Genomic DNA, 20,644 nt, shown 5'->3' with positions numbered 1-20,644 from the left:
GCCGCGCGCCTTTTCTTCGGGCGCAGCGTCGATCTCGTCGTACTTCTTGGCCATGCCGCCGAACTTGGACGACAGCACCGTCGCGATCGCCGCCGTCAGCGTGGTCTTGCCGTGGTCAACGTGACCGATCGTGCCCACGTTGACGTGCGGCTTGGTGCGCTCGAATTTATCTTTTGCCATTTGGAGAACTCCAGGGATTAAAGAGCAATGCCCGTGTATTGGTTTTAGGTCTGCACCGCGTTGCTGGTTCCTCCGCCACGGGGCGAAACGGAGGGCACGCGGTCGCAGACCGGACTGTTTCGATCGGGGTCGGCGCAGATGGCTGCGCCGACCCCGACGTATTGCTTACTTGGCGCGCGCGGCGACGATGGCTTCGGACACGTTGCGCGGGGCTTCCGCGTAGTGCTTGAACTCCATCGTGTAGGTCGCACGGCCTTGGGTGGCCGAACGCAGGGAGGTCGAGTAGCCGAACATTTCCGACAGCGGGACTTCGGCGCGGATGGCCTTGCCGCCGCCCACGATGTCGTCCATGCCCTGGACCATGCCGCGGCGCGACGACAGGTCGCCCATGACCGTGCCGGCGTAGTCTTCCGGCGTCTCGACTTCCACGGCCATCATCGGCTCCAGGATCACCGGGCTGGCCTTGCGGCAGCCTTCCTTGAAGCCGAAGATGGCGGCCATCTTGAACGCCAGTTCGTTCGAGTCCACGTCGTGGTACGAGCCGAAGTGCAGCGTGACCTTGACGTCAACCACGGGGTAGCCCGCCAGGACGCCCTGGTTGACGGCTTCGTTGATGCCCTTCTCGACCGCCGGAATGAACTCGCGCGGCACCACGCCGCCCTTGATCGCATCGACGAACTCGACGCCCTTGCCGGCTTCGTTCGGCTCGATCTTGAGCACGACGTGGCCGTACTGGCCCTTGCCGCCCGACTGGCGCACGAACTTGCCTTCGGCTTCTTCCACCGTCTTGCGGATGGTTTCGCGGTAGGCCACCTGTGGCTTGCCCACGTTGGCTTCCACGCCGAACTCGCGCTTCATGCGGTCCACGATGATTTCGAGGTGCAGCTCGCCCATGCCCGAAATGATGGTCTGGCCCGATTCCTCGTCGGTCTTGACGCGGAAGGACGGATCCTCGGCCGCCAGGCGCGACAACGCGATGCCCATCTTTTCCTGGTCGGTCTTGGTCTTGGGTTCCACGGCCTGCGCGATCACAGGCTCGGGGAAGACCATGCGCTCGAGCGTCACGATGGCATCGGGATCGCACAGGGTTTCGCCCGTGGTCACGTCCTTGAGCCCCACGCATGCGGCGATGTCGCCGGCGCGGATTTCGTCGACTTCCAGGCGTTCGTTGGCGTGCATCTGCACGATACGGCCGATGCGCTCCTTCTTGCCCTTGACCGGGTTGTAGACGGTGTCGCCCTTGGACAGGACGCCCGAATAGACGCGCACGAACGTGAGCTGGCCCACGAACGGGTCAGTCATGAGCTTGAACGCCAGCGACGAGAACTTCTCGCCGTCGTCGGCCTTGCGGGTCGTCTCGTGCTCGTCCTCATCCGTGCCGGCCACCGGCGGGATGTCGATCGGCGAGGGCAGGAAGTCGATGACGGCGTCGAGCATGCGCTGCACGCCCTTGTTCTTGAAGGCGGTGCCGCACAGCATCGGCTGGATCTCGGTGGCGATCGTGCGCGTACGGATGCCCAGCTTGATGTCTTCCTCGGAGAGGTCGCCCTCTTCCAGGTACTTGTTCATCAGCTCTTCGCTCGACTCGGCAGCCGCTTCGAGCATCTTCTCGCGCCATTCCTTGGCCGACTCGGCCAGCTCGGCCGGGATGTCCTGGAACTCGAACTTCATGCCCTGGGAGGCTTCGTCCCAGATGATGGCCTTCATCTTGATCAGGTCGACCACGCCGGTGAAGTTGTCCTCGGCGCCGATCGGGATGACGATCGGCACGGGGTTGGCCTTCAGGCGCAGGCGCATCTGGTCATAGACCTTGAAGAAGTTGGCGCCGGTGCGGTCCATCTTGTTGACGAACGCCAGACGCGGCACCTTGTACTTGTTGGCCTGGCGCCAGACGGTTTCCGACTGGGGCTGAACGCCACCCACGGCGCAGTACACCATGCAGGCGCCGTCGAGCACGCGCATGGAACGCTCCACCTCGATGGTGAAGTCCACGTGGCCGGGGGTGTCGATGATGTTGAAGCGGTGCTCGGGGTAGGACAGGTCCATGCCCTTCCAGAAGCAGGTGGTGGCAGCCGACGTGATCGTGATGCCACGCTCCTGCTCCTGCTCCATCCAGTCCATCGTGGCGGCGCCATCGTGCACTTCACCGATCTTGTGGTTCACACCGGTGTAGAACAGGATACGCTCGGTCGTGGTGGTCTTGCCGGCGTCGATGTGCGCCGAAATACCGATGTTGCGGTAGCGCTCGATGGGGGTTTTGCGGGACATGGTTTACTCCGTTAACGGCTGAAAGCCCGCCCACCACACGGCGGGTCGGGCTTTCGGCCAATTCCTGATATGGGGGCGGTTCTTAGAATCGGAAGTGGCTGAAGGCCTTGTTGGCCTCGGCCATGCGATGAACCTCATCGCGCTTCTTCATCGCACCACCGCGGCCTTCGGTGGCTTCCATCAACTCGTTGGCCAGGCGCAGGGCCATCGACTTCTCGCCACGCTTGCGCGCTGCTTCCTTGATCCAGCGCATCGAAAGCGCCAGACGGCGCACCGGGCGCACTTCGACCGGCACCTGGTAGTTGGCACCACCCACACGACGCGACTTCACTTCCACCATCGGCTTGACGTTGTTGATGGCGATGATGAAGGCTTCCAGCGGGTCCTTGCCCGGGTTCTTCTGCTCGATGAAGTCGAGCGCGCCGTAGATGATGCGCTCGGCCACGGCCTTCTTGCCGCCCTCCATGATCACGTTCATGAACTTGGACAGCTCGACATTGCCGAATTTCGGATCCGGCAGGATTTCACGTTTGGGAACTTCGCGACGACGCGGCATTTTTTACCTCTTTGCTTCAGTTGGCGCCTTCTTCGGCGGCGCCGCGAGAGCCATCGGGACTCTCACTTACTCGACCCGCTGCCGGGTCACTACGCCCGATTCGCCTGCCTGGCGACCGGACACCGAATGAACTGTTGTTGGACGAACGAGGCCGATCAGGCCTTCTTGGGACGCTTGGCGCCGTACTTGGAACGCGACTGCTTGCGATCCTTCACGCCTTGCAGGTCCAGCGAGCCGCGCACGATGTGGTAGCGCACGCCCGGCAGATCCTTCACACGGCCGCCGCGCACGAGCACGACGCTGTGCTCTTGCAGGTTGTGGCCTTCGCCGCCGATGTAGGAGATGACTTCGAAACCGTTGGTCAGGCGCACCTTGGCGACCTTACGCAGAGCGGAGTTCGGCTTCTTGGGGGTCGTGGTGTAGACCCGGGTGCAGACGCCGCGGCGTTGCGGCGAGTTCTGCATGGCAGGGCTTTTCGACTTGGCCTTTTCGACCTCGCGACCCTGACGCACCAGTTGATTGATGGTAGGCATTGAACTGTTGATCCCAAATTTAAGTTCGCCAATCCGTGCATCCCAAGCCGAAATGGAGCAAGGCATCTGGATGAATCATCCGGGTGTCTGATCGCAGTCGGCCCCGTGACGGTCCGCGCGGAAGGCGAAAACGTGAATCCCTTCGGATTTTTCCGAAAAGCCCTCGATTGTAGCACCTGCGCCTTCGCCGGGCAATGCACAGCGGGCGGCGCGCCCGCCCAGCCTCGGCAATTGCCCTGCGGGCGCAGAGGCGGCAGCCGTGGGCGGCCGGGGGCGGCCGGGGGCGGCCACCCTCCCCTTACTTGATCCAGAGGCGCAAGGCGTCCCAGGTACGGCCCACGATCCCGGCCTGCTCCACCGGCTCGAGCGCCACCAGCGGCACTTCGGTGATGAGCTGGTCGGCCAGCTTGATCTTGAGCGAGCCGACCGCCTGGTTCTTGGTGAAGGGCGCGACCAGCGGCTCGGCACGCGAGACCTCGGTCGTGATCTTGCCGGCCGTGCCGCTGGGAACGGACACCACGATCGGCTCGTTGCGGCCGAGCTTGAGCGTGTCCGTCTTGCCCTTCCAGATGCGCGGCGTCGCCACCGGCTGGTTGGCCTCGAACAACCGCACGTCGTCATAGGCGGTATAGCCCCAGTTCAACAGCTTTTGCGACTCGTTGGCGCGGACGTTCTCGCTGGTCGTGCCCAGGACGATCGACAGCAGGCGGCGCCCCCCGGACAGGTTGGGAAAGTCGCGCTTGGCGGTGGCGATGAGGCAATAGCCAGCCGAATCGGTGTGGCCGGTCTTCAGGCCGTCGACCGTCGGGTCGCGGAACAGCAGCGTATTGCGATTGGTGTCGTTGGACGCCGGCGTGCCCGGATAGCGGTACTTCTTGATCGAGTAGTACTTGAATTCTTCCGGATAGTCGCGGATCAGCCGCGTCGCCAGGATGCTCAGGTCGCGAGCCGTCGTCAGGTGGCCGGGCGCCGGCAGGCCGTCCACGTTCTTGAACGTGGTGTTGTTCATGCCCAGCGCCTTGGCCTGCTCGTTCATCATCTCGACGAAGTGCTCGACCGTGCCGCCCACGGCCTCGGCCAGCGCCACCGTGGCGTCGTTGCCCGACTGAACGATCAGGCCCTTGATCAGGTCTTCCACCGGCACTTGCATCTTGGGGTCGATGAACATGCGCGACCCCGGCGTCTTCCAGGCCCGTTCGCTCACCGGCAGCTTCTGGTCGAGCGTGAGCTTCTTCGCGCGCAGCGCGTCGAAGACGAGGTAGGCGCTCATGAGCTTGGTCAGCGAGGCCGGCTCGATCTGCGCGTCGATGTCCTTTTGCGCCAGCACCTGGCCGGACGTCACGTCCAGCAGCATATAGTTGCGCGCCGCGATCTCGGGCGGGGCCGGCACCTGGGCCTGGGCGACGCCGCCGGCGGCCAGGATGAAGGGAACGAGGAAGGACTGCAAAAGCGCACGCAGCGCCTTGGGAGACAGGGTCATGAGGGAAGCCGCTTTCGGGGAAATCTCAGGGAACACGACGCTCGTCGGCGCGCAGATGGCGTACGACGAGGTTTTTCAGGAGCGGCAATTGTCCGTGAAAGAAATGACCACCCCCGGGGACCACAGTAACAGGAAGTGTCTGCGGCCTTGCCCAATCCATCACCGCACCCAGGGCGACCGTGTCGTCCTGTTCGCCATGAACGACCAGCGTGCGGTCGTGCGCCGGCGCCGGCAATGGGGGCACCTCGAAGCGTGACGCGGCCGTACCCACCAGTACCACCTGCTGGGGTTCGCGCGCCGGCCACAGCCGCGCCAGGGCGTTCATCGTGACGAAGGCGCCGAACGAAAAGCCCGCCAGGGCGATCGGCCCCTGCGCCGCCGCCTGCTCGATCACCGACAGCAGGTCTTCGGTCTCGCCGCGGCCTTCATCGTGCGTACCGGCGCTGCCGCCCACGCCACGAAAGTTGAACCGCACGCTGGTCCAGCCGCAGGTCACGAAGGCGCGCGCCAGTGTCTGCACCACCTTGTTGTCCATGGTGCCGCCGAACAGGGGGTGCGGATGGGCGATGAAAGCGACGCCCTGCGCAGTGGTGCCGACGGCGGGCGGATCGCGCAGCGCCTCGATCGCGCCGGCGGCGCCGTGCAGCGCCAGCTTCTCGGTGCGGGAATTCATCGGATCAGCGACCGACGTCCGGCGGCAGCACCAGGCGCTCGACCACCTTGCCGTTGCGCAGGTGCGAATCGACGATCTCGTCGATGTCGGCCTTGTCCACGTAGCTGTACCAGACGCCTTCCGGATAGACCACCGCCACCGGTCCGCCGGCGCACCGGTCCAGGCACCCGGCCTTGTTCACGCGCACCTTGCCCTTGCCCGACAGGCCTTCTTTCTTGATGCGCACCTTGCAATGCTCGAAGCCGGCCTGCGCATCGTATTGAGCACAGGACTGTTCGCCCCCTTTGCGCTCGTTGAGGCAGAAGAAGATGTGCCGCTCGTAGTAGCCGGGCGTGTTGGCGGGTGCTGTCATGCCGGCATTCTAGGTTTGGCGTATGTCCCTCGACAGCACCAGCAGCAGGTAGCCCAGCGTGGCGAAGGGCCAGATCCACCCCAGCCACTGCACCACGCCATGGAAGCGGATGAAGCGTCCCTGCTCCCAGGTGGCGAGGGTCTGTGCGAAGTAGGCGCTTTCGGGCGCCTGGTTGAGCAGGCTGAGCTGGACCACGATGGCGATCAGCGCCAGGCCGGCGCACAGGCGCCGTGGCGCGGGCAGCAGCAGCGCGCCGACCACGGCCGCCGCGGCCAGCCCGAGCTGCACCGGCGCGTCCAGCCAGGCCCATGCGTGCTGCGGGCCCCAGCTCAGGCCGGCGGACAACGCACTGGCAGCCACGCCCAGCGCCAGGATTGCCGGCAACAGCAGGGTGCGCCGCTGCCGCGACCGGGCGACCACGAACGCCAGCAGGCATGGCACCAGCGCGCCGAACATCACGCACAGCATTTCCGCGCCCGGCACCAGCGGTTCGAGCTCGAACTGGCGCACCGGCACCCAGTCGATGAACGGGGTGTCGGCCAGCAGCTCCGACACCGCATCCTCGAATCTTTCATAGACCTGGCCCAGGCCGAAGCTGACTGCCGCCGGGAACAGCAACGCCACCGGCCACAGCGCCAGCAGCACCAGCGCCCCGCGCGCCTCGTCCAGGAACCAGGCGCTTCGGGCGCGCTGCCAGTGGGCCACGCCGCCCAGGCGCTCGAGCGCCGAAGCCGACGCGGCGCCGACGAATGCGCCGACGCTGTTCAGCCCCCAGTCGACGTTCGACGCGATACGTGCGGGCAGATAGCTTTGCAGCGCCTCCATCGCGAACGAGATCGCCGCGCCGATCGCGCCGGCGCGCAGGGCCACCCGAAGTCCGGAGCTTTCCGGCTTGTGGCGCAGCATCCCCAGCGCCAGGAGGAAGCCCAGCGGGATGTACCCGACCACGTTCACGCCGACGTCGAAACCGGTCCAGTAGCGTGGCAGCGGCGCGGTGACGAAAGCCCACGGCACGATGCCCTGGTCGCGCCACCCGCCGAACGGGTAGAGGCTCGCGTAGCCGATGAGCGCGGCATACGCCAGCGCCAGCGGCAGGGCGGTCGACCGGTGCGTGTTCACCGCTTCAGAACGGCTTGAGCACCACCAGCAGGACAATGCCCAGCAGCAGCAGCACCGGCAGTTCGTTGAACCAGCGATACCAGCGGTGACTGCGACGGTCGGCTCCGCCGATGAAGCGGCGCAGCAGCACCCCGCAACCATGGTGGTAGCCGATCACGACCAGCACCAGCGCCAGCTTCGCATGCATCCAGCCGGCGCCCCGGCCAATACCCCAGCCGAGCCAGAGCCACAGGCCGAAACCCACCGCCGGCACCGCCAGCATCGTCGTGAAGCGAAACAACTTGCGCGCCATCAGCAGCAGGCGGGCGCGCTCGGCTTCCGACCCCGGCGGGACCATGGCCAGGTTGACGAAGAGGCGCGGAAGGTAGAACAGGCCGGCGAACCAGCTGACAACGAAGACGATGTGAAGCGACTTGACCCAGAGCATCGCGACGAGTGTAGGACCGGCGGTGGCACAGCCTCGCGCGAGTCATGTAAAGCCCGGCGTCCGCACGCCGCGGACAAAAAAACCCGGCGTTCGCACGCCGCGGACAAAAAAAAGCCCGGCGTTCGCACGCCGGGCGGGAAGCCCTTTTGCTGTCACACATCAAGGCACCCGCTCAGGGAGGAAAAGCGGGGAGCGGCAAGCCGCCCAACAGGAAATTTAACAAACGTGCGAGGTTTGTTCAAGCGGCTGACTTACGTTGCACGTGTGCAAAACAGCTTATGAAGCAGAACGATTCACATATCTGGGGTTTGTCCGGACGAACGGTCGTGCGGAAAAAACAACACCGGCCTCGGTTCGGGCACAATTTTGGACAAATGACTGCTTCCTTCTCCCCCTTCGCGCCCTATCCCGCTGGCCGCCCGCGCCGCCTTCGCCGCGACGAGTTCACGCGCAACCTGGTGCGCGAGCACGCCCTGTCCTGCCATGACCTGATCTACCCGGTGTTCGTGCAGGAGGGCCGCAACCGGCGCGACGCAGTCGACTCCATGCCGGGCGTCGAGCGGCTCAGCCTGGACGAGTTGCTTCCCGTGGCCGAACGCTGCGTCGAGCTCGGCATCCCCGCGCTGGCGCTGTTCCCGGTCATCGACTCGTCCCTGAAGACGCCCGGCGGCGACGAGGCCTTCAACCCCGATGGCCTGATTCCGCGCGTGGTGTCCGCGCTCAAACAGCGCTTCCCGCAACTGGGCGTGATGACCGACGTGGCACTGGACCCCTACACCAGCCACGGCCAGGACGGCGTGCTCGACGACGACGGCTACATCCTGAACGATCCGACCGTCGAGATCCTGGTGCGCCAGGCGTTGGCGCAAGCCCGAGCCGGCGTGGACATCGTCGCGCCGAGCGACATGATGGACGGCCGCATCGGCGCCATCCGCCAGGCACTGGAGGGGGCGGGCCTCATCCACACCCGCATCATGGCCTACAGCGCGAAATACGCCAGCGCCTTCTACGGGCCCTTCCGCGACGCCGTCGGCTCGGCGGCCAACCTCGGCAAGAGCAACAAGAAGGTCTACCAGATGGACCCGGGCAACAGCGACGAGGCGCTGCGCGAAGTCGCGATGGACATCGCCGAAGGCGCCGACATGGTCATGGTCAAGCCCGGCATGCCGTATCTCGACATCGTGCGCCGGGTGAAGGAGCAGTTGCGCGTGCCCACTTTCGCCTACCAGGTCAGCGGCGAATACGCCATGCTCAAGGCCGCGGCGGCCAATGGGTGGCTCGACCACGACGCGGTCATGCTCGAGAGTCTGCTCGCCTTCAAGAGGGCCGGGGCCGACGGCGTGCTGACCTATTTCGCCCTCGACGCCGCTCGCCTGCTGCGCCAGGACCGCCGAGGCGGCTGAGCTGCATGCGCCTCTTCCACATCAGCGGCGCCGGCGCGCAGGAACTGACCGACCTGGCAGGACTGACGCAGCCGGACGCCTGCCTGGAAGGCTACCTGTGGATCTCGCTGACCCGCGAGGAATTGCGCGGCCAGCTCGCCGAGGTCCAGGCCGTGCTGCAGAGTGTTGGCGGCACACGCCTGGTCGACCTGCACGTCAGCGACCTGCTCAACGACCAGTTGCCCTCGCACCATGACTACACGTCCGACTACGACGTACTGGTGTTCCGCCGGCTGGTCGGCGACGGCGGCAGGCGCGATATCCCGGCGACGCCCGAGGCTGCCATGCGGCCGCCGACGCCGATGCAGACCGCGCCGTCCGCGCCGGCGGCTGTGGATCCGGTCCGGCGCCGCGGGGGTCTGCCGGCCTTGCGGCGGATCGACACCCGGCCGGTGGGCTTTGCCGTCTTCGACCGGGTGCTGCTGTCGGTGCACCCGGAAGACGGCAGCATGCGGGACTTCTTCGCCTCCAGGCTCAGCGCCGCCTCGCATGCCGCCGCCGCCCCGGCCCTGGATGCGCGGGCGCTCAGTGCCCGCCTGCCCACCGGCCCGGCGGACCTGATGCTGCGTGTGGTCAACCATATCGTCGACGGCTACCTCGAGCTGCGGCGCGAACTGTCGCGCCAGCTCGACCACTGGCAGGCGGAACTGCTGGACAGCCGCAGCCGCTTCAGCAACTGGGGCGCGCTGATGCAGGCGCGCCAGGCGCTGCGCCACCTCAACGAGGTATGCGAAGACCAGCGCGACGCCATGCAGGACTGGCTCGACGAACTTGAGACGCTGCCTCCGGCCGGAAAGGCGGCCGGCCGCGAGCACGAACTCCTGATGGTGCGCAGCCGGGACGTGCTCGAGCACGTCGAGCGCGTAACGCATCACGTGCGCCGGCTCGAGCAGGATGCCGAAACCGCGGTGCAGATGCACTTCAACATCCAGAGCCACCGCACCAACGACATCATGCGGGTGCTGACAGTGCTGACCGCCGTGTTCCTGCCGCTGAACCTGATCGCCGGCATCTTCGGCATGAACTTCGATTCGATCCCGCTGCTGCACAAGACCGACGGATTCTGGATCGCCCTGGCATCCATGCTGCTCATCGCGCTGGTGCTGGTGCTGGTCTTCTGGCGCAAGCGGTATCTGGCACGCACCTCCAGCTGAGGTGGCTCGCCGCCGGCGCGCCCACGAAAAAGGGCCGGCGGCGCACGAGGCGCCAGCCGGCCCTTGGAGGCGGAGCGGAGCGCCCGAAGGCGGCCCGACCCGGTGTACTTACATGCGGCTGCCTTGCGGCGCCGACTGGGCACGCGCGCTCGACGACGTCGGCATGGTGGAGATCACCTTGCTGTTGACGCGCGAGCCGGCCGAAACGTTCTGGTCGGGCTGGGCGGCGGCGGCAATCGCTTCTTCGCGCACTTCGGCACGATCACGCGAGACGGCGACCGTTTCGGCGCCGCGCGAACCGCGGACGACGTTCTGGTCCTTCGCGTGGGCCGCGGCAACAGCCTGGGCCTGCACGTCCGCGCGGTTCAGCGCCGACGTCTGGGGATGCACACCTTCGTAGGTTTCAGCCTGCGCGGCGCCCGCAGCGGTCAGGAGCGCCACAGCGGCGACGGCGAAAAGCTTGGACTTGGTCATGATCGTTTCTCAGTGGTTGAGTTCAGGAGGGTGAATCGGGTTGCCGCCGAAACGCGCCTTACAGCGCGGCCTGGCGTTGTTGGTCCTGGCGGCGGGCCAGCGAACCATTCGTGTACTGCGCCGGGATCTGGCTGTTCACGAAGGACTTGGAGTCCAGGTTCTGCGTCGGGTTGTGCGCAGCGGCAACGGCTTGCTGCTGCACCACCGCGCGGTCCACGGCACCGCCGGGCAGCGGGGTCACGCCGGCGTAGGCAGCGTCGCTGTACGGGTTGCCGACGACGGCGACGGCTTCGGCCTGGACTTCGGCACGGGTGCGGCCGCTAGTCAGGGGATGCACGCCTTCATAGGTCTCGGCTTGGGCGCCGACGGCGGCGAGCAGGGCAACGGCAGTTGCGGCGATGATCTTGGTGGCGGAGGTCATTTCAGTTCCTTTCAGGGTGTTTTCAACAAATCGAACGGGGTCTGGGGCGTCGTCGTCTCACTTGCATGCCGACTTCCGCGCTCGGGCCTTGTTCACCCAGGCTTGCTGAATTGCTTGCCTGTGCAATGAATTTTGATGGAGATTCGTAGGTAAAAACCCTGGAAAAAAGAATCAGCGTGTTCGCGAATTTGAAACAATGGCCATCCCCGCCTCTGCGGGCCCCGGCATTCGCCCCATAAATGAAACAATCTATTTCGGATTCATGGACAGTCTCGAACTGATCAAGACCTTCCGCGAGGTGGCCCAGCAGGGCAACTTCTCGCGTGCCGCCGCCCGGCTCAGCATGTCCAAGGCGACGGTCAGCAAGTACATCGCCGAGCTGGAGACGCGCTTCGGGGTGCGCCTGCTCAACCGCTCCACCCGCTCGGTCAGCCTCACGGACGCGGGGGCGCTGCTTCTCGAGCGCAGCACGCCGATGCTCGAGCTCGTCGAGCTGACGCAGTCGGAGCTGCAGGATCGCGCCGTCCAGCCCGCCGGGCGGGTGCGCATCGCGGCACCGCCGGGCATGGGCCAGGGCGCCCTGCCCGAGTTGCTCGGCCAGTTCATGGGCTACTACCCGGACGTGGACATCAGCCTGCACCTGACGAGCCGCGCGGTCGACCTGGCCGAGGAAGGCATCGACATCGCGCTGCGCCTGGGCCCCATCGTGGACCAGAACCTCATCGTGCGCCGCCTGGTGCCGATCAAGCTGGTGGTCTGCGCCTCGCCGCGCTACTGGCGCCGCAACGGCATGCCGCAAAGTCCGACCGACCTGTCCCGGCACGTCGCGCTGACCAACGCCGCCGACGGGCCGAACCCGCAATGGCGCTTCGAGGAAGACGGGCGCGCTGTCGACGTCTCGGTCAAGAGCCGCATGGACTCGACCGACAGCGGCGCGCTGGTGCAGGTAGCGCTGCAGGGCTTCGGCGTGATCTACCTGCCCGCGCTGGTGGTGCAGTCGCACATCGACCATGGCGAGCTCGAGCCGGTGCTGCAGACCTACGTGCGCAAGGACATGTGGCTGTACGCCGCCTATCTGCAACGCCGCCACAACAGCGCCGCGCTGCGCGCGCTGCTGAGCTTCCTCGAGGAGCGGGTCGGAAAGGCCACGGCGCGCAACGGGACGGCAGCCGCAGCCGCCGGCCCGTCCGCCGGCTGATCGGCCGACGGCAGCCGCCGCAAGGCCCGGCTACTGCATCGCGAACAACGTCGCCGCGTTGTCCCAGGCCACGCGGCGCGCCAGGTCGGGCGGCAGTCCGCCCAGCCACGCGCGGTAGTCGGCCATCAGATCGTCGTAGCTGGCCCAGCGGGCGTTGATCCAGGTGTCCGAACCGATCATGAAACGATCGGGAAAGTCCTCGATCAGGCGCCGCCACGGCGCACAGAGCTGCCCACCCTCGCAGACCAGCCCCGGCCGGTATGACAGTTCGCCCATGAGGCCGGGGTAGCGCTCGAGCAACTCGCGCACCCGTTCCACCGGCACGCCGCCAATGCCCGTGTGCGCCCAGATCAGGCGCAGTTTCCTCCCCGCCGTTGGCGAGCCTTCCATCAGCAGCTCCACCGCGCGGTCGTCGACATGCGCCAGCAGCGCCAGGCCGCGCTGCTCGGCCAGCGCCACGATCTGGCGCGCGACCGGCCCGTTGGCATTGGCGCTGTCATACAGGTGGAACTCGCCAATGCCCTTGAACGGCCCGGCCGCGGTGCCGCGCGCCAGCTCGGCCTGGACCATGTCGAAGATGCCCGGGTCCCGAAACCAGTTGCTGTAGTCGGCCCGATTGCGATAGACGCGCACGAACGGCACTACCTTCACGCCAGCGTCAGCCGCCTCGGGCGAGCCGGCCAACGTGTGCGTGCCGTCGTTGGGCCGGGAGTTCGACAGGATGGCGCGCACGCCGTTGCGCTGCATGCGCGCCACCGCCGCCGCCGGCGGGTAGGGCCCGGCGTGGCCGTCCCAGGCCTCCACGTTGTAGTGCAGGTGCGCATCGAACAACGGACCGGCGTAGTCGGCGGTCCAGGCGTGCCCGGCCTGCGCGAGCAGCAGTCCGGCAAGCAGCAGCGTGCGCCGCACGCCTCAGCCCACGTGCTGCTGGAAGAAGGCGAGCGTGCACTCGCGCGCCAGCCTGGCCGCGTCGGCGTCGTACGCGCCCCGCTGGTCGCAGTTGAAACCGTGGTCGGCCGGATAGACGTGCACCGTCACCTCGGGATGCGCCTTGGCGAAGGCCTGTACGGAGTCGAGTGAGATCCAGTGGTCCTGCTCGCCGAAGTGCGCCAGCACCGGCACTTTCGGCTGGCGTGCGCTTTCCTGGGGCGTCGTCATGCCGCCTCCGTAGTACGGGACAGCCGCGGCCAGCCCGTCGACGAGGCTGGCGGCGCGCCAGGTGAGCAGCCCGCCCCAGCAATAACCCACCATGCCGACCTTGCCGGCACGCCCTGCATAGTCCACCGCGGCCTGCAGGTCCTGCATGACGCCCGGCGCCGGCAGTCCCTCGACCGCCGCCTTCAGGGCGGCGCCTGCCTTCCTGTCCTCGTCGACATAGCCCAGTTCGACGCCGGAACGGACGCGCTGGAACGTGGCGGGCGCCACCGCCAGGTAGCCGGCGGCAGCATAGCCGTCGGCCACGGCACGGATGTGCGCATTGACGCCGAAGATCTCCTGCAGGACGACGACCGCGCCGCGCGGCTGGCCCGCCGGTTCAGCCACGTAGGCGGGAATGGTGGTGCCGTCCTTGGCGGTCAGATCGATGAATTGGCCCATGGAATGCTGCTCCTTCGCTTTGATGTTCATCGGCCTTGCTGCTGCAAGGCGCGTTCCAGGAAATCGAGCCGGTCCTGGCCCCAGAAGATCTCGTCGCCCACGACGTAGCTGGGCGCGCCGAACACGCCGGCCTCGATCGCCTCGCGCGTGTAGCGCTGGTAACGCTCGTCGGCCTCGCCCGCCTGCGACTGCGCCAGCCGGTCGGCCGGCAATTCGCATTCCTGCAGGAGCTGTGCGAGCACTGCGGTGTCCGCGATGTCGCGCTCCTGGGCCCACACCGCGGCGAAGACCGCGCCGGCCAACCGCAGCGCGGCCGCCGACCCGTCATTCAGGTCGACGGCGACGACCAGGCGCGCTGCCGCATCGCCTGCCACCGGGAAGAAACGCGGCTGCGGGTTCAACGGCAGGCCCAGGTGCCGCGAGAAGCGCGCCAGTTCCTGCAGGCGGTAGCCCTGCCGCTGCGGGGCGCGCTTGCCCAGCGGCAATCCGCCCGAGACGGGGAAGACCTGGCCGAGATCGATCGGGCGGACGCGCACGTCGGCGCCATGGCGTTGCGCGATCTCGCAAAGGCGCCCGTGACCGAGGTAGGTCCATGGGCTCTGCGGGGCGAAGTAGTAGTCGATGGTGGACTTCAAACGGTCTCCTGGTGAAGGGGCCGCTGCCGGCCCCGATGCTTCGAACCTGATGTAATCGTGCGGTTGTAACCGACACGGGGCGCCCTTGCAGGCGCGAGCGAAACATGAACCCTCCTGTCGTCCTCGTCACGGGTGGCAGCCGTGGCATCGGCGCCGCCACCGCCCTGCTGGCCGCGCGGCGCGGCTGGGCCGTCGCGATCAACTATGCACGCCATGCAGAGGCGGCCGAACAGGTCGCCGGGCAGATACGCGCCCACGGCGGCCGCGCCCTCGCCGTGGCGGCGGACGTCGGCGACGAGTCGCAGGTCCAGGCGATGTTCCGCGAAGTCGACGCCCACTTCGGCCGCCTGGACGCGCTGGTCAACAACGCTGGCGTGGTCGATGTCAGAGCGCGGGTCGACGAGATGAGCGTGCAGCGCCTCGAGCGCATGCTGCGCATCAACGTCATCGGAAGCTTCGTGTGCGCGCGCGAGGCGGTGCGCCGCATGAGCACTCGCCATGGCGGCCGGGGCGGTGCGATCGTCAACGTCTCGAGCGCCGCCGCCCGCCTGGGCGCGCCCGCCCAGTACGTGGACTACGCGGCCAGCAAGGGCGCCATCGACACCTTCACGAACGGCCTGTCCAAGGAGCTGGCCGAAGAAGGCATCCGCGTGAACGCCGTGCGTCCCGGCCTCATCGACACCGAGATCCATGCCTCCGGCGGCATGCCGCAGCGGGCCTTCGACCTCGCCGGCACGGTGCCGATGAAGCGCGTGGGCACTGCCGACGAAGTGGCCGCGGCCATCGTCTGGCTGCTCTCGCCCGAGGCCGGCTACGTGACCGGCAGTTTCATCGACGTCGCCGGCGGGCGTTGAGCCGACCAGCTCCGACGCAGCTCACGGCGTGCCGGGCGGGATGTCGAAGTGATGGATGCGCGCCGTCACCTGCGCGCCGCTGACGACGAGTTCTCCGGCGCAGATCGGCAGCTTGAAGCGCCGCGGCCCCGCGCTGCCCGGATTGACGAACAGCACGCCGCCGCGCTCGTCGATCAGCGGCTGATGCGAATGCCCAGACACCACCACCTGCACGCCGGCACCGGCCGGATCGATGTCGAGCAGGGCCAGGTCGTGCAGCGCATAGATGAACACCTCGCCCACCTGCAGGAACTCGGTCTCGGGAACCTGCGCCGCCCACTCGGCGCGGTCGTTGTTCCCCCTCACCGCAGTCACCGGCGCGATGGCGGCCAGCTGCGCCAGGATCTCGGGCGAGCCGATGTCGCCGCCATGCACGATGTGATCGCACCCGGCCAGGAATTCGAGAGCCTGCGGCCGCAGCAGGCCGTGCGTGTCGGAGATGAGGCCGATGCGGGTCGACGGCATGTGCGCTCCCTTCAGCGCGCCGCCGGCTGGGACTGCTGCGCCTGCAGCGTATCGACCCATTGCACGAGCTGGGCGACCAGCGCATCGCTGGCCAGGGCCAGCGCCTTGACGCCGCCGGGCGCATCGGCGCTCGGCGCCGCCTGGCGCGCGCTGAAGCCGCGCTGTCCGACCACGCGATCGCCCGACGCGCTGGCGGCCAGCAGCGTGGCGCGCACGCGCACGAGGCCGTAGCTGCTGGCAGGCGACTCGAAGTACTGGCAGAACTCGTCGAGGGTCAGGTGCAGGCGCAGCGGCAGACGCCCGTCCACGCGCGCGACGTTGGCGCTCTCGTCCGGGCCCAGCACCACGCGCCGCAGGGCCAGTCCGTCACGCACGCGGTCGCGCAGCAACTGGGTCGGCGCCATGCTCCAGCGCGATTGCCCGTACGGGCGCAGTTCGTTGCCGTCGCCATAGACGAGGCGGTAGAGGATCTGCGTGCCGTCCAGCCGTGCCTGGGCATCCACGTCGGCCAGCAGCACCGGCGGCAGGCTCGGGGCGGCAGGCTCGGCGCCGGCGGCGAGCGGGCCGGGCCCGAAGTCGTACAGCGTGGCGCGCGCAGGCTTGTCGGGCAGCGCGCCGCAGCCGGCGAACGCCAGCGGCAGGGCCAGCCCGAGGGACGCCAGCAATGCGCGGCGCTGCTCGAGGTGGGTATGGCTAGGACGCATGCAGGGCTCCATCATGGGCGCGCGGGCTTGGCTGCGTTCGCTGCCGGCGGCGCAAAGCCGGGCTCGCCCGGCCCGGGTTGGACTTCGCCGCTGCCGAACAGCAGCGATTGCGGATTCTGGTTGATGTTGTCGGCCGCGCGGCCCAGACGGCGCACCGCCTGCGCGGTGTCGTCGGCCATCCGGTTCACGCGCGGCAGCGTGGTGACGCTGAAGCTGTCGAGCGCATGGCTCAGGCCCTCGGTGCCCGTGCCCAGCCGCTCGATCGCCCCGCCCTGCGCGTTCAGGCGGGTCACCGTGGTGTTGAGGTTGTTGGCCACGCGCGAGACGTCGCTCGCCGCCTTGTTCACGCCGGCCAGGGTGGTGGTGGCGTTCTTCGCCAGGGTCGGCACGGCCTTGAGCGCCGGGTTGAGTCCATCCTTGACGGCGGCGTCCAGGCTGCGCGTCAGGTTGTTGGCGCTGGCCGCCGCCTGGGCAATGTTCTCCAGCGCGTCGGACACGCGCTGGCGGTTCTTCTCGTCCATCAGCTGGTGCAGTTCGTCGACCGTCTGCTCCACGCGGGCAAGAATGGCCTCGCCGCGCTCCTGCAGCATGGCGAAGGTGGACGGCCGCAGCGGGATGCGCGGCGGATTGCCGTTGTCCGGCTTGAGCGGCACCTGCGACTTGCCGTCGTCGTTGAGCGCGATCGAGGCCAGACCGGTCACGCCCTGGTAGCTCAGCGCGGCGTAGCTCGACTCGGTCAGGGGCACGCGCTCGTCCACCGAGATGCGCACCAGCACGTTGCCGCGGATCTTCGGGTCGAAATCGATCGCGGTCACGCGGCCGACGGCGATGCCGCGATAACGCACCTGGGCCTGCGGCTGCAGCCCGCTGACCGCCTCGCTGGTGGTCAGTTCGTAGGTGTTGCGCACCGTCTGGTCGCGCGTGAACCACATCACCAGGGCCACGATCATCCCGATGAGGGCGATCACGAAGGCGCCGGCAGCCAGCGCGTGGGCTTTGTTTTCCATGTGTGCCTACCTCGCGTCTTCCGGCGGCGCATCGGGGCGGCCGGGATGCAGGGCGAGTGCAGCGCGCTGGCCGCGCCCGCCCAGGAAATATTTCTTGATGAACGGGTGCTCGAAAGCCATCACTTCCTGCGCGCTGCCGGTCACGATGACCTTCTGGTCGGCCAGCACCGCAATGCGCGTGGACAGGTCGAACAGCGTGTCCAGGTCGTGCGTGACCATCACCACCGTCAGCCCCAGCTCGCGGTGGAGATTGCGCAGCAGATCGCAGAAGTCGTCGGCGCTTTCCGGGTCGAGCCCGGCGGTGGGCTCGTCGAGCAGCAGCAGCGGCGCGTCCATGATGAGCGCGCGCGCCAGCGCCACCCGCTTGATCATGCCGCCGGACAACGCCGACGGCATCTTGTGCGCATGCTCGGGTTCGAGTCCGACCATCTGCAGCCGCGCCATCGCGGCGTCGCGGATCAGGTCTTCCGGCAGCACCTTGAGTTCGCGCAGTGCGAACGCGATGTTGTCGAGCACATTGAAGGCCGAGAACAGCGCGCCGCGCTGGAACAGCATGCCGACCTTGGCGGCGCCGGCGGCGCTGAGTTCGCCCGGGCGGACGCCGAACACGGTCACGTCGCCGCGGGTGGGCTTTTCCAGGCCCAGGATCTGGCGCAGCAGCACCGTCTTGCCGGTGCCGGAGCCGCCGACGAGCGACAGCACCTCGCCCCGGCGGATGGTCAGGTCCAGGTCGCGGTGGACGACCTGTTCGCGTCCGGGCGACTTGAACACCGTCCAGAGCTTGCGGATCTCGACCGCATCGGCGCCGCCCGCGTCCGGCGGCGCCTGCATGGCCACCTCGGCGGCCCGCGTCATCCGCGGAACCCCACGCCGCGGAACAGCACCGCGAACAGCGCGTCGACCAGGATCACCGTGGTGATGGAGATGACCACCGAACTGGTGGTGCGCCGGCCCAGGCTTTCGGTGTTGGGCAGTACGCGCAGCCCGTGGTAGCAGGCGATCAGCGCGATGGCGATGCCGAACACCGCTGATTTGCCCAGGGCCAGCCAGACGTTCGGCAGCGGCACGGCGCGCGGCAATGCCTCCATGAAGAACCCCGGCGAGATGCCCAGCGTGACGTCGGCGGCGATCATGCCGCCGATCATGGCGGCGGCGGAGGTCCACATGCTGATGAGCGGCATGGCCAGGGCCAGCGCCAGCACGCGCGGGAGCACCAGCCGCATGCCGCGCGGGATGCCCATGACACGCATGGCGTCGAGCTCCTCGGTGACGCGCATCACGCCGATCTGGGCCGTCATGGCCGAGCCGGAGCGCCCGGCGATCAGCACTGCGGCCAACACCGGCCCGAGTTCGCGGATCAGCGCCAGGCCCAGGATGTTGACGATGAAGGATTCGCCGCCGTACTGGCGCAGCTGCTGCGCCATGAGGTAGGCCAGCACCACCCCGATGAGCAAGCCCACCAGCGCGGTGATTGGCAGCGCGGTGGCGCCGGTGCTGTAGAGATGGCCGGAGATGTCGCGCCACGGCGCCTGGTGAGGGGCGCGCAGCATCCGGCCCAGGTCGAGCACGAACTGCCCGATCAGTTGCAGGAATCGCTGCGAGGTCTCGAGCGCATGCCAGCCCAGGCCGGCAAAGCGCCTGAACCTGTCGAAGAGGGTGACCGGCGCATCCTTGGGCTCGTCGACGGTGAATTGCGCGACCTGCTCGAGCACGGCGCGCTGCGGTGCGCTGGCCTGCAGTTCCGCCGGCCAGCGGCGCTGCCAGTGGTTCCACAGAAGTTGCGCGCCCAGGTGGTCCAGTTGAAGGATCGGCCGCAGGTCCCAGCGGCTGCCCGGCCGCAGTTCGGCCAATTGCGCCGACAGCGCCTTCCAGTCGCGCGCCGACGAGAAAGCCAGCGCCGTCCACCGGCCCAGCGCGACCACTTCGTCCTGCGCCGCCGCGCCGTCGGCGGACGCCGCACGCTGCCGCTCCACGCGTGGACGGGCGGCTGCCGCCGCATCGGCGGGGTCGCTCGGGGGATCGGATTCGTGCAAGGGCTCCAGCGCAGTCAAAGGCGATGCATGGGACCGGCGCGCGCCGGCCGCGAAGTTGAACGAGTGGGCGGGAATCCGACATCCTACCGCCCCGGCAGCCGCATCGGCACTCAAGACCATGCGCGTTCCAGAGCGGCCCAGGCCCCGGCCACCACCGGGTCGCGCGCACGGGCCGCCAGCGAGACGAACTGCAGCGCGCAGTCGAGCTGCACCCGGTCGGCCACCACCAGGCCGTGTGCCTGGCTCTCGCGCATGGCGATGGAGTCGCGCACCAGGCTCAGGCCCACGCCGGACTTGAGCAGGTCGAGCATGGATGCCTCCTGGTCCACCAGCGCCACCTGGCGCGGCGTCAGGCCGAGCGGCCCGAAAACCTCGGCCAGCAGGCGATGGTGCGCCGACGCCGGGGGCGTGGCCAGCCACGGCAGCGCCGCCAGCGCCTTCCAGTCGCGCCCGACCACCTGCGGCCCCCACCCGGCCGGCGCCACGACACGGTAGTGGAAGCGGCTGAGCGTGCGGGCCTGGACGCGCCCGCCGGACTGGCGCGCGGCGTCGCCCAGGTAGAAGCCGACGTCGAGGTCGCCGGCCTCCACCTGCGCCAGCACGCTGCCGCTCATGCCGTGGCGAAGCTCGGTGGCGACCTGCGGGGCATGCTCGACCAGCTCGCGCAGGAAGGCCCCCAGGCGCGTGAATTCGGGATCGAGGATGGTGCCGATGCGCAAGGTGCCGCGCACGGTGCTGTGCAGGCGCTGCGCCGTCTGCTCGAAATCGGCGATGGCCGCCAGCACGCGCTCGGCCTGGGGCAGCAGCGCCGCGCCGTCGCCGGTGAGAGCCAGCCCCTGGGGCGTGCGGCTGAACAACGTCAGGCCGGTGACACCTGCCAGTCGCTTGAGTTGCAGGCTCACCGCCGGCTGCGTCAGGTGAAGCCGCGCCGCCGCACGCGAGACGTTGCCCTCGCGCGCGACGGCTGCGAAGGCGCGCAGAATCTGCAGGTCGGTCGGCAGGGCCATGGGTATTAACTGGACTTATAAGGCAGT

The 20,644-nt window shown here is 68.0% G+C and carries 24 protein-coding genes; 4 read left to right on the top strand and 20 right to left on the bottom strand.

Features of this window, described 5'->3' with window-relative positions; translation table 11 throughout:
• The 9 genes from VES41_RS18140 to VES41_RS18100 form a co-directional block, all read right to left on the bottom strand.
• Nucleotides 1-180: GTP-binding protein (locus tag VES41_RS18140; RefSeq protein ID WP_324817430.1), on the bottom strand; the 180-nt coding region annotated here is incomplete at its 3' end.
• Between the two features lie 165 nt (nt 181-345).
• Nucleotides 346-2,448: an elongation factor G gene (gene fusA / locus VES41_RS18135; RefSeq protein WP_324819899.1), complete on the bottom strand. Its 2,103-nt coding sequence runs from the start codon at nt 2,446-2,448 to the stop codon at nt 346-348.
• Nucleotides 2,449-2,530: 82 nt separating this feature from the next.
• Entirely contained in the window at nt 2,531-3,004 is a 474-nt protein-coding gene (gene rpsG / locus VES41_RS18130; RefSeq protein WP_286661981.1) for a 30S ribosomal protein S7, read from the bottom strand.
• Between the two features lie 155 nt (nt 3,005-3,159).
• Nucleotides 3,160-3,537 (bottom strand): 30S ribosomal protein S12, encoded by a 378-nt coding sequence (gene rpsL / locus VES41_RS18125; protein WP_324819917.1) that lies wholly within the window; start codon nt 3,535-3,537, stop codon nt 3,160-3,162.
• Nucleotides 3,538-3,835: 298 nt separating this feature from the next.
• Nucleotides 3,836-5,017 carry a D-alanyl-D-alanine carboxypeptidase family protein gene (locus VES41_RS18120; protein ID WP_324819897.1) on the bottom strand — a complete coding sequence of 394 codons (1,182 nt, stop codon included), beginning with the start codon at nt 5,015-5,017 and terminating at the stop codon, nt 3,836-3,838.
• A 25-nt stretch (nt 5,018-5,042) separates the two neighbouring features.
• Nucleotides 5,043-5,690 (bottom strand): alpha/beta hydrolase, encoded by a 648-nt coding sequence (locus tag VES41_RS18115; RefSeq protein ID WP_324819895.1) that lies wholly within the window; start codon nt 5,688-5,690, stop codon nt 5,043-5,045.
• Nucleotides 5,691-5,694: 4 nt separating this feature from the next.
• Nucleotides 5,695-6,042, bottom strand: coding sequence for a (2Fe-2S) ferredoxin domain-containing protein (locus VES41_RS18110; RefSeq protein ID WP_324819893.1), 348 nt, complete (start codon nt 6,040-6,042; stop codon nt 5,695-5,697).
• A 9-nt stretch (nt 6,043-6,051) separates the two neighbouring features.
• A complete protein-coding gene (locus VES41_RS18105; protein WP_324819891.1) occupies nt 6,052-7,161 on the bottom strand; it encodes a VanZ family protein in 1,110 nt (369 codons plus the stop codon).
• A gap of 4 nt (nt 7,162-7,165) precedes the next feature.
• On the bottom strand, nt 7,166-7,588 hold the full coding sequence (locus VES41_RS18100; RefSeq protein ID WP_324819889.1) for a CopD family protein: 423 nt from the start codon (nt 7,586-7,588) through the stop codon (nt 7,166-7,168).
• A gap of 374 nt (nt 7,589-7,962) precedes the next feature.
• Between VES41_RS18100 and hemB the strand changes: the two genes are divergently transcribed.
• Entirely contained in the window at nt 7,963-8,991 is a 1,029-nt protein-coding gene (gene hemB, locus VES41_RS18095; protein WP_324819885.1) for a porphobilinogen synthase, read from the top strand.
• A gap of 5 nt (nt 8,992-8,996) precedes the next feature.
• Nucleotides 8,997-10,184: a magnesium transporter CorA family protein gene (locus tag VES41_RS18090; RefSeq protein WP_324819883.1), complete on the top strand. Its 1,188-nt coding sequence runs from the start codon at nt 8,997-8,999 to the stop codon at nt 10,182-10,184.
• 108 nt (nt 10,185-10,292) lie between these two features.
• Here VES41_RS18090 and VES41_RS18085 read toward each other — a convergent pair whose 3' ends face one another.
• Nucleotides 10,293-10,658, bottom strand: a complete 366-nt coding sequence (locus VES41_RS18085) for a DUF4148 domain-containing protein (protein ID WP_324819881.1) — start codon at nt 10,656-10,658, stop codon at nt 10,293-10,295.
• Between the two features lie 58 nt (nt 10,659-10,716).
• Entirely contained in the window at nt 10,717-11,079 is a 363-nt protein-coding gene (locus tag VES41_RS18080) for an alpha/beta hydrolase (protein WP_324819878.1), read from the bottom strand.
• A 262-nt stretch (nt 11,080-11,341) separates the two neighbouring features.
• Between VES41_RS18080 and VES41_RS18075 the strand changes: the two genes are divergently transcribed.
• The gene (locus VES41_RS18075; protein WP_324819876.1) at nt 11,342-12,277 is read left to right on the top strand and encodes a LysR family transcriptional regulator; all 936 of its coding nucleotides are present in this window, start codon (nt 11,342-11,344) and stop codon (nt 12,275-12,277) included.
• A gap of 30 nt (nt 12,278-12,307) precedes the next feature.
• Here VES41_RS18075 and VES41_RS18070 read toward each other — a convergent pair whose 3' ends face one another.
• From VES41_RS18070 to VES41_RS18060, 3 genes are read right to left on the bottom strand one after another with little or no spacing between them, the layout of a single operon-like run.
• Entirely contained in the window at nt 12,308-13,186 is an 879-nt protein-coding gene (locus VES41_RS18070; protein ID WP_324819874.1) for an amidohydrolase family protein, read from the bottom strand.
• Nucleotides 13,187-13,189: 3 nt separating this feature from the next.
• Nucleotides 13,190-13,873: a dienelactone hydrolase family protein gene (locus VES41_RS18065; protein ID WP_324819915.1), complete on the bottom strand. Its 684-nt coding sequence runs from the start codon at nt 13,871-13,873 to the stop codon at nt 13,190-13,192.
• 26 nt (nt 13,874-13,899) lie between these two features.
• The gene (locus VES41_RS18060) at nt 13,900-14,508 is read right to left on the bottom strand and encodes a 2-hydroxychromene-2-carboxylate isomerase (protein ID WP_324819872.1); all 609 of its coding nucleotides are present in this window, start codon (nt 14,506-14,508) and stop codon (nt 13,900-13,902) included.
• Between the two features lie 104 nt (nt 14,509-14,612).
• Here VES41_RS18060 and VES41_RS18055 point away from each other — a divergent pair, with 104 nt between their 5' ends.
• On the top strand, nt 14,613-15,362 hold the full coding sequence (locus VES41_RS18055) for an SDR family oxidoreductase (RefSeq protein ID WP_324819870.1): 750 nt from the start codon (nt 14,613-14,615) through the stop codon (nt 15,360-15,362).
• A 21-nt stretch (nt 15,363-15,383) separates the two neighbouring features.
• Here VES41_RS18055 and VES41_RS18050 read toward each other — a convergent pair whose 3' ends face one another.
• The 6 genes from VES41_RS18050 to VES41_RS18025 all read right to left on the bottom strand — a co-directional run bounded on the left by VES41_RS18050 (nt 15,384) and on the right by VES41_RS18025 (nt 20,617).
• Complete coding sequence (locus VES41_RS18050) at nt 15,384-15,866, bottom strand: metallophosphoesterase family protein (protein WP_324819868.1); 483 nt, start codon at nt 15,864-15,866, stop codon at nt 15,384-15,386.
• An 11-nt stretch (nt 15,867-15,877) separates the two neighbouring features.
• The gene (locus VES41_RS18045; RefSeq protein ID WP_324819866.1) at nt 15,878-16,570 is read right to left on the bottom strand and encodes an ABC-type transport auxiliary lipoprotein family protein; all 693 of its coding nucleotides are present in this window, start codon (nt 16,568-16,570) and stop codon (nt 15,878-15,880) included.
• Nucleotides 16,571-16,581: 11 nt separating this feature from the next.
• Nucleotides 16,582-17,577, bottom strand: coding sequence for an MlaD family protein (locus tag VES41_RS18040; protein WP_324819865.1), 996 nt, complete (start codon nt 17,575-17,577; stop codon nt 16,582-16,584).
• 6 nt (nt 17,578-17,583) lie between these two features.
• A complete protein-coding gene (locus VES41_RS18035; RefSeq protein WP_324819863.1) occupies nt 17,584-18,432 on the bottom strand; it encodes an ABC transporter ATP-binding protein in 849 nt (282 codons plus the stop codon).
• Complete coding sequence (locus tag VES41_RS18030; RefSeq protein ID WP_324819861.1) at nt 18,429-19,610, bottom strand: ABC transporter permease; 1,182 nt, start codon at nt 19,608-19,610, stop codon at nt 18,429-18,431. Before VES41_RS18030 ends, VES41_RS18035 begins: the two co-directional genes overlap by 4 nt.
• A 110-nt stretch (nt 19,611-19,720) precedes the next feature.
• Nucleotides 19,721-20,617: a LysR family transcriptional regulator gene (locus VES41_RS18025; protein ID WP_324819859.1), complete on the bottom strand. Its 897-nt coding sequence runs from the start codon at nt 20,615-20,617 to the stop codon at nt 19,721-19,723.
• Nucleotides 20,618-20,644 lie beyond the last annotated feature (27 nt).

Origin of the sequence: Variovorax sp., from assembly GCF_035634955.1 — a bacterium.
Taxonomy (GTDB): domain Bacteria; phylum Pseudomonadota; class Gammaproteobacteria; order Burkholderiales; family Burkholderiaceae_C; genus Variovorax.
Note: the sequence above shows the minus strand (reverse complement) of the source record. Positions and strands in the feature narration are given on the sequence as shown.

What these genes read in the sequence shown, in the direction of transcription:
- VES41_RS18100 (WP_324819889.1), bottom strand. Translation starts at nt 7,588, where the DNA reads ATGCTCTGGGTCAAGTCGCTTCACATCGTCTTCGTTGTCAGCTGGTTC.
- VES41_RS18040 (WP_324819865.1), bottom strand. Translation starts at nt 17,577, where the DNA reads ATGGAAAACAAAGCCCACGCGCTGGCTGCCGGCGCCTTCGTGATCGCC.
- VES41_RS18055 (WP_324819870.1), top strand. Translation starts at nt 14,613, where the DNA reads ATGAACCCTCCTGTCGTCCTCGTCACGGGTGGCAGCCGTGGCATCGGC.
- VES41_RS18120 (WP_324819897.1), bottom strand. Translation starts at nt 5,017, where the DNA reads ATGACCCTGTCTCCCAAGGCGCTGCGTGCGCTTTTGCAGTCCTTCCTC.
- VES41_RS18065 (WP_324819915.1), bottom strand. Translation starts at nt 13,873, where the DNA reads ATGGGCCAATTCATCGATCTGACCGCCAAGGACGGCACCACCATTCCC.
- VES41_RS18085 (WP_324819881.1), bottom strand. Translation starts at nt 10,658, where the DNA reads ATGACCAAGTCCAAGCTTTTCGCCGTCGCCGCTGTGGCGCTCCTGACC.
- VES41_RS18110 (WP_324819893.1), bottom strand. Translation starts at nt 6,042, where the DNA reads ATGACAGCACCCGCCAACACGCCCGGCTACTACGAGCGGCACATCTTC.
- VES41_RS18035 (WP_324819863.1), bottom strand. Translation starts at nt 18,432, where the DNA reads ATGACGCGGGCCGCCGAGGTGGCCATGCAGGCGCCGCCGGACGCGGGC.
- VES41_RS18115 (WP_324819895.1), bottom strand. Translation starts at nt 5,690, where the DNA reads ATGAATTCCCGCACCGAGAAGCTGGCGCTGCACGGCGCCGCCGGCGCG.
- VES41_RS18050 (WP_324819868.1), bottom strand. Translation starts at nt 15,866, where the DNA reads ATGCCGTCGACCCGCATCGGCCTCATCTCCGACACGCACGGCCTGCTG.
- VES41_RS18075 (WP_324819876.1), top strand. Translation starts at nt 11,342, where the DNA reads ATGGACAGTCTCGAACTGATCAAGACCTTCCGCGAGGTGGCCCAGCAG.
- rpsL (WP_324819917.1), bottom strand. Translation starts at nt 3,537, where the DNA reads ATGCCTACCATCAATCAACTGGTGCGTCAGGGTCGCGAGGTCGAAAAG.
- rpsG (WP_286661981.1), bottom strand. Translation starts at nt 3,004, where the DNA reads ATGCCGCGTCGTCGCGAAGTTCCCAAACGTGAAATCCTGCCGGATCCG.
- VES41_RS18045 (WP_324819866.1), bottom strand. Translation starts at nt 16,570, where the DNA reads ATGCGTCCTAGCCATACCCACCTCGAGCAGCGCCGCGCATTGCTGGCG.
- VES41_RS18025 (WP_324819859.1), bottom strand. Translation starts at nt 20,617, where the DNA reads ATGGCCCTGCCGACCGACCTGCAGATTCTGCGCGCCTTCGCAGCCGTC.
- fusA (WP_324819899.1), bottom strand. Translation starts at nt 2,448, where the DNA reads ATGTCCCGCAAAACCCCCATCGAGCGCTACCGCAACATCGGTATTTCG.
- VES41_RS18090 (WP_324819883.1), top strand. Translation starts at nt 8,997, where the DNA reads ATGCGCCTCTTCCACATCAGCGGCGCCGGCGCGCAGGAACTGACCGAC.
- VES41_RS18080 (WP_324819878.1), bottom strand. Translation starts at nt 11,079, where the DNA reads ATGACCTCCGCCACCAAGATCATCGCCGCAACTGCCGTTGCCCTGCTC.
- hemB (WP_324819885.1), top strand. Translation starts at nt 7,963, where the DNA reads ATGACTGCTTCCTTCTCCCCCTTCGCGCCCTATCCCGCTGGCCGCCCG.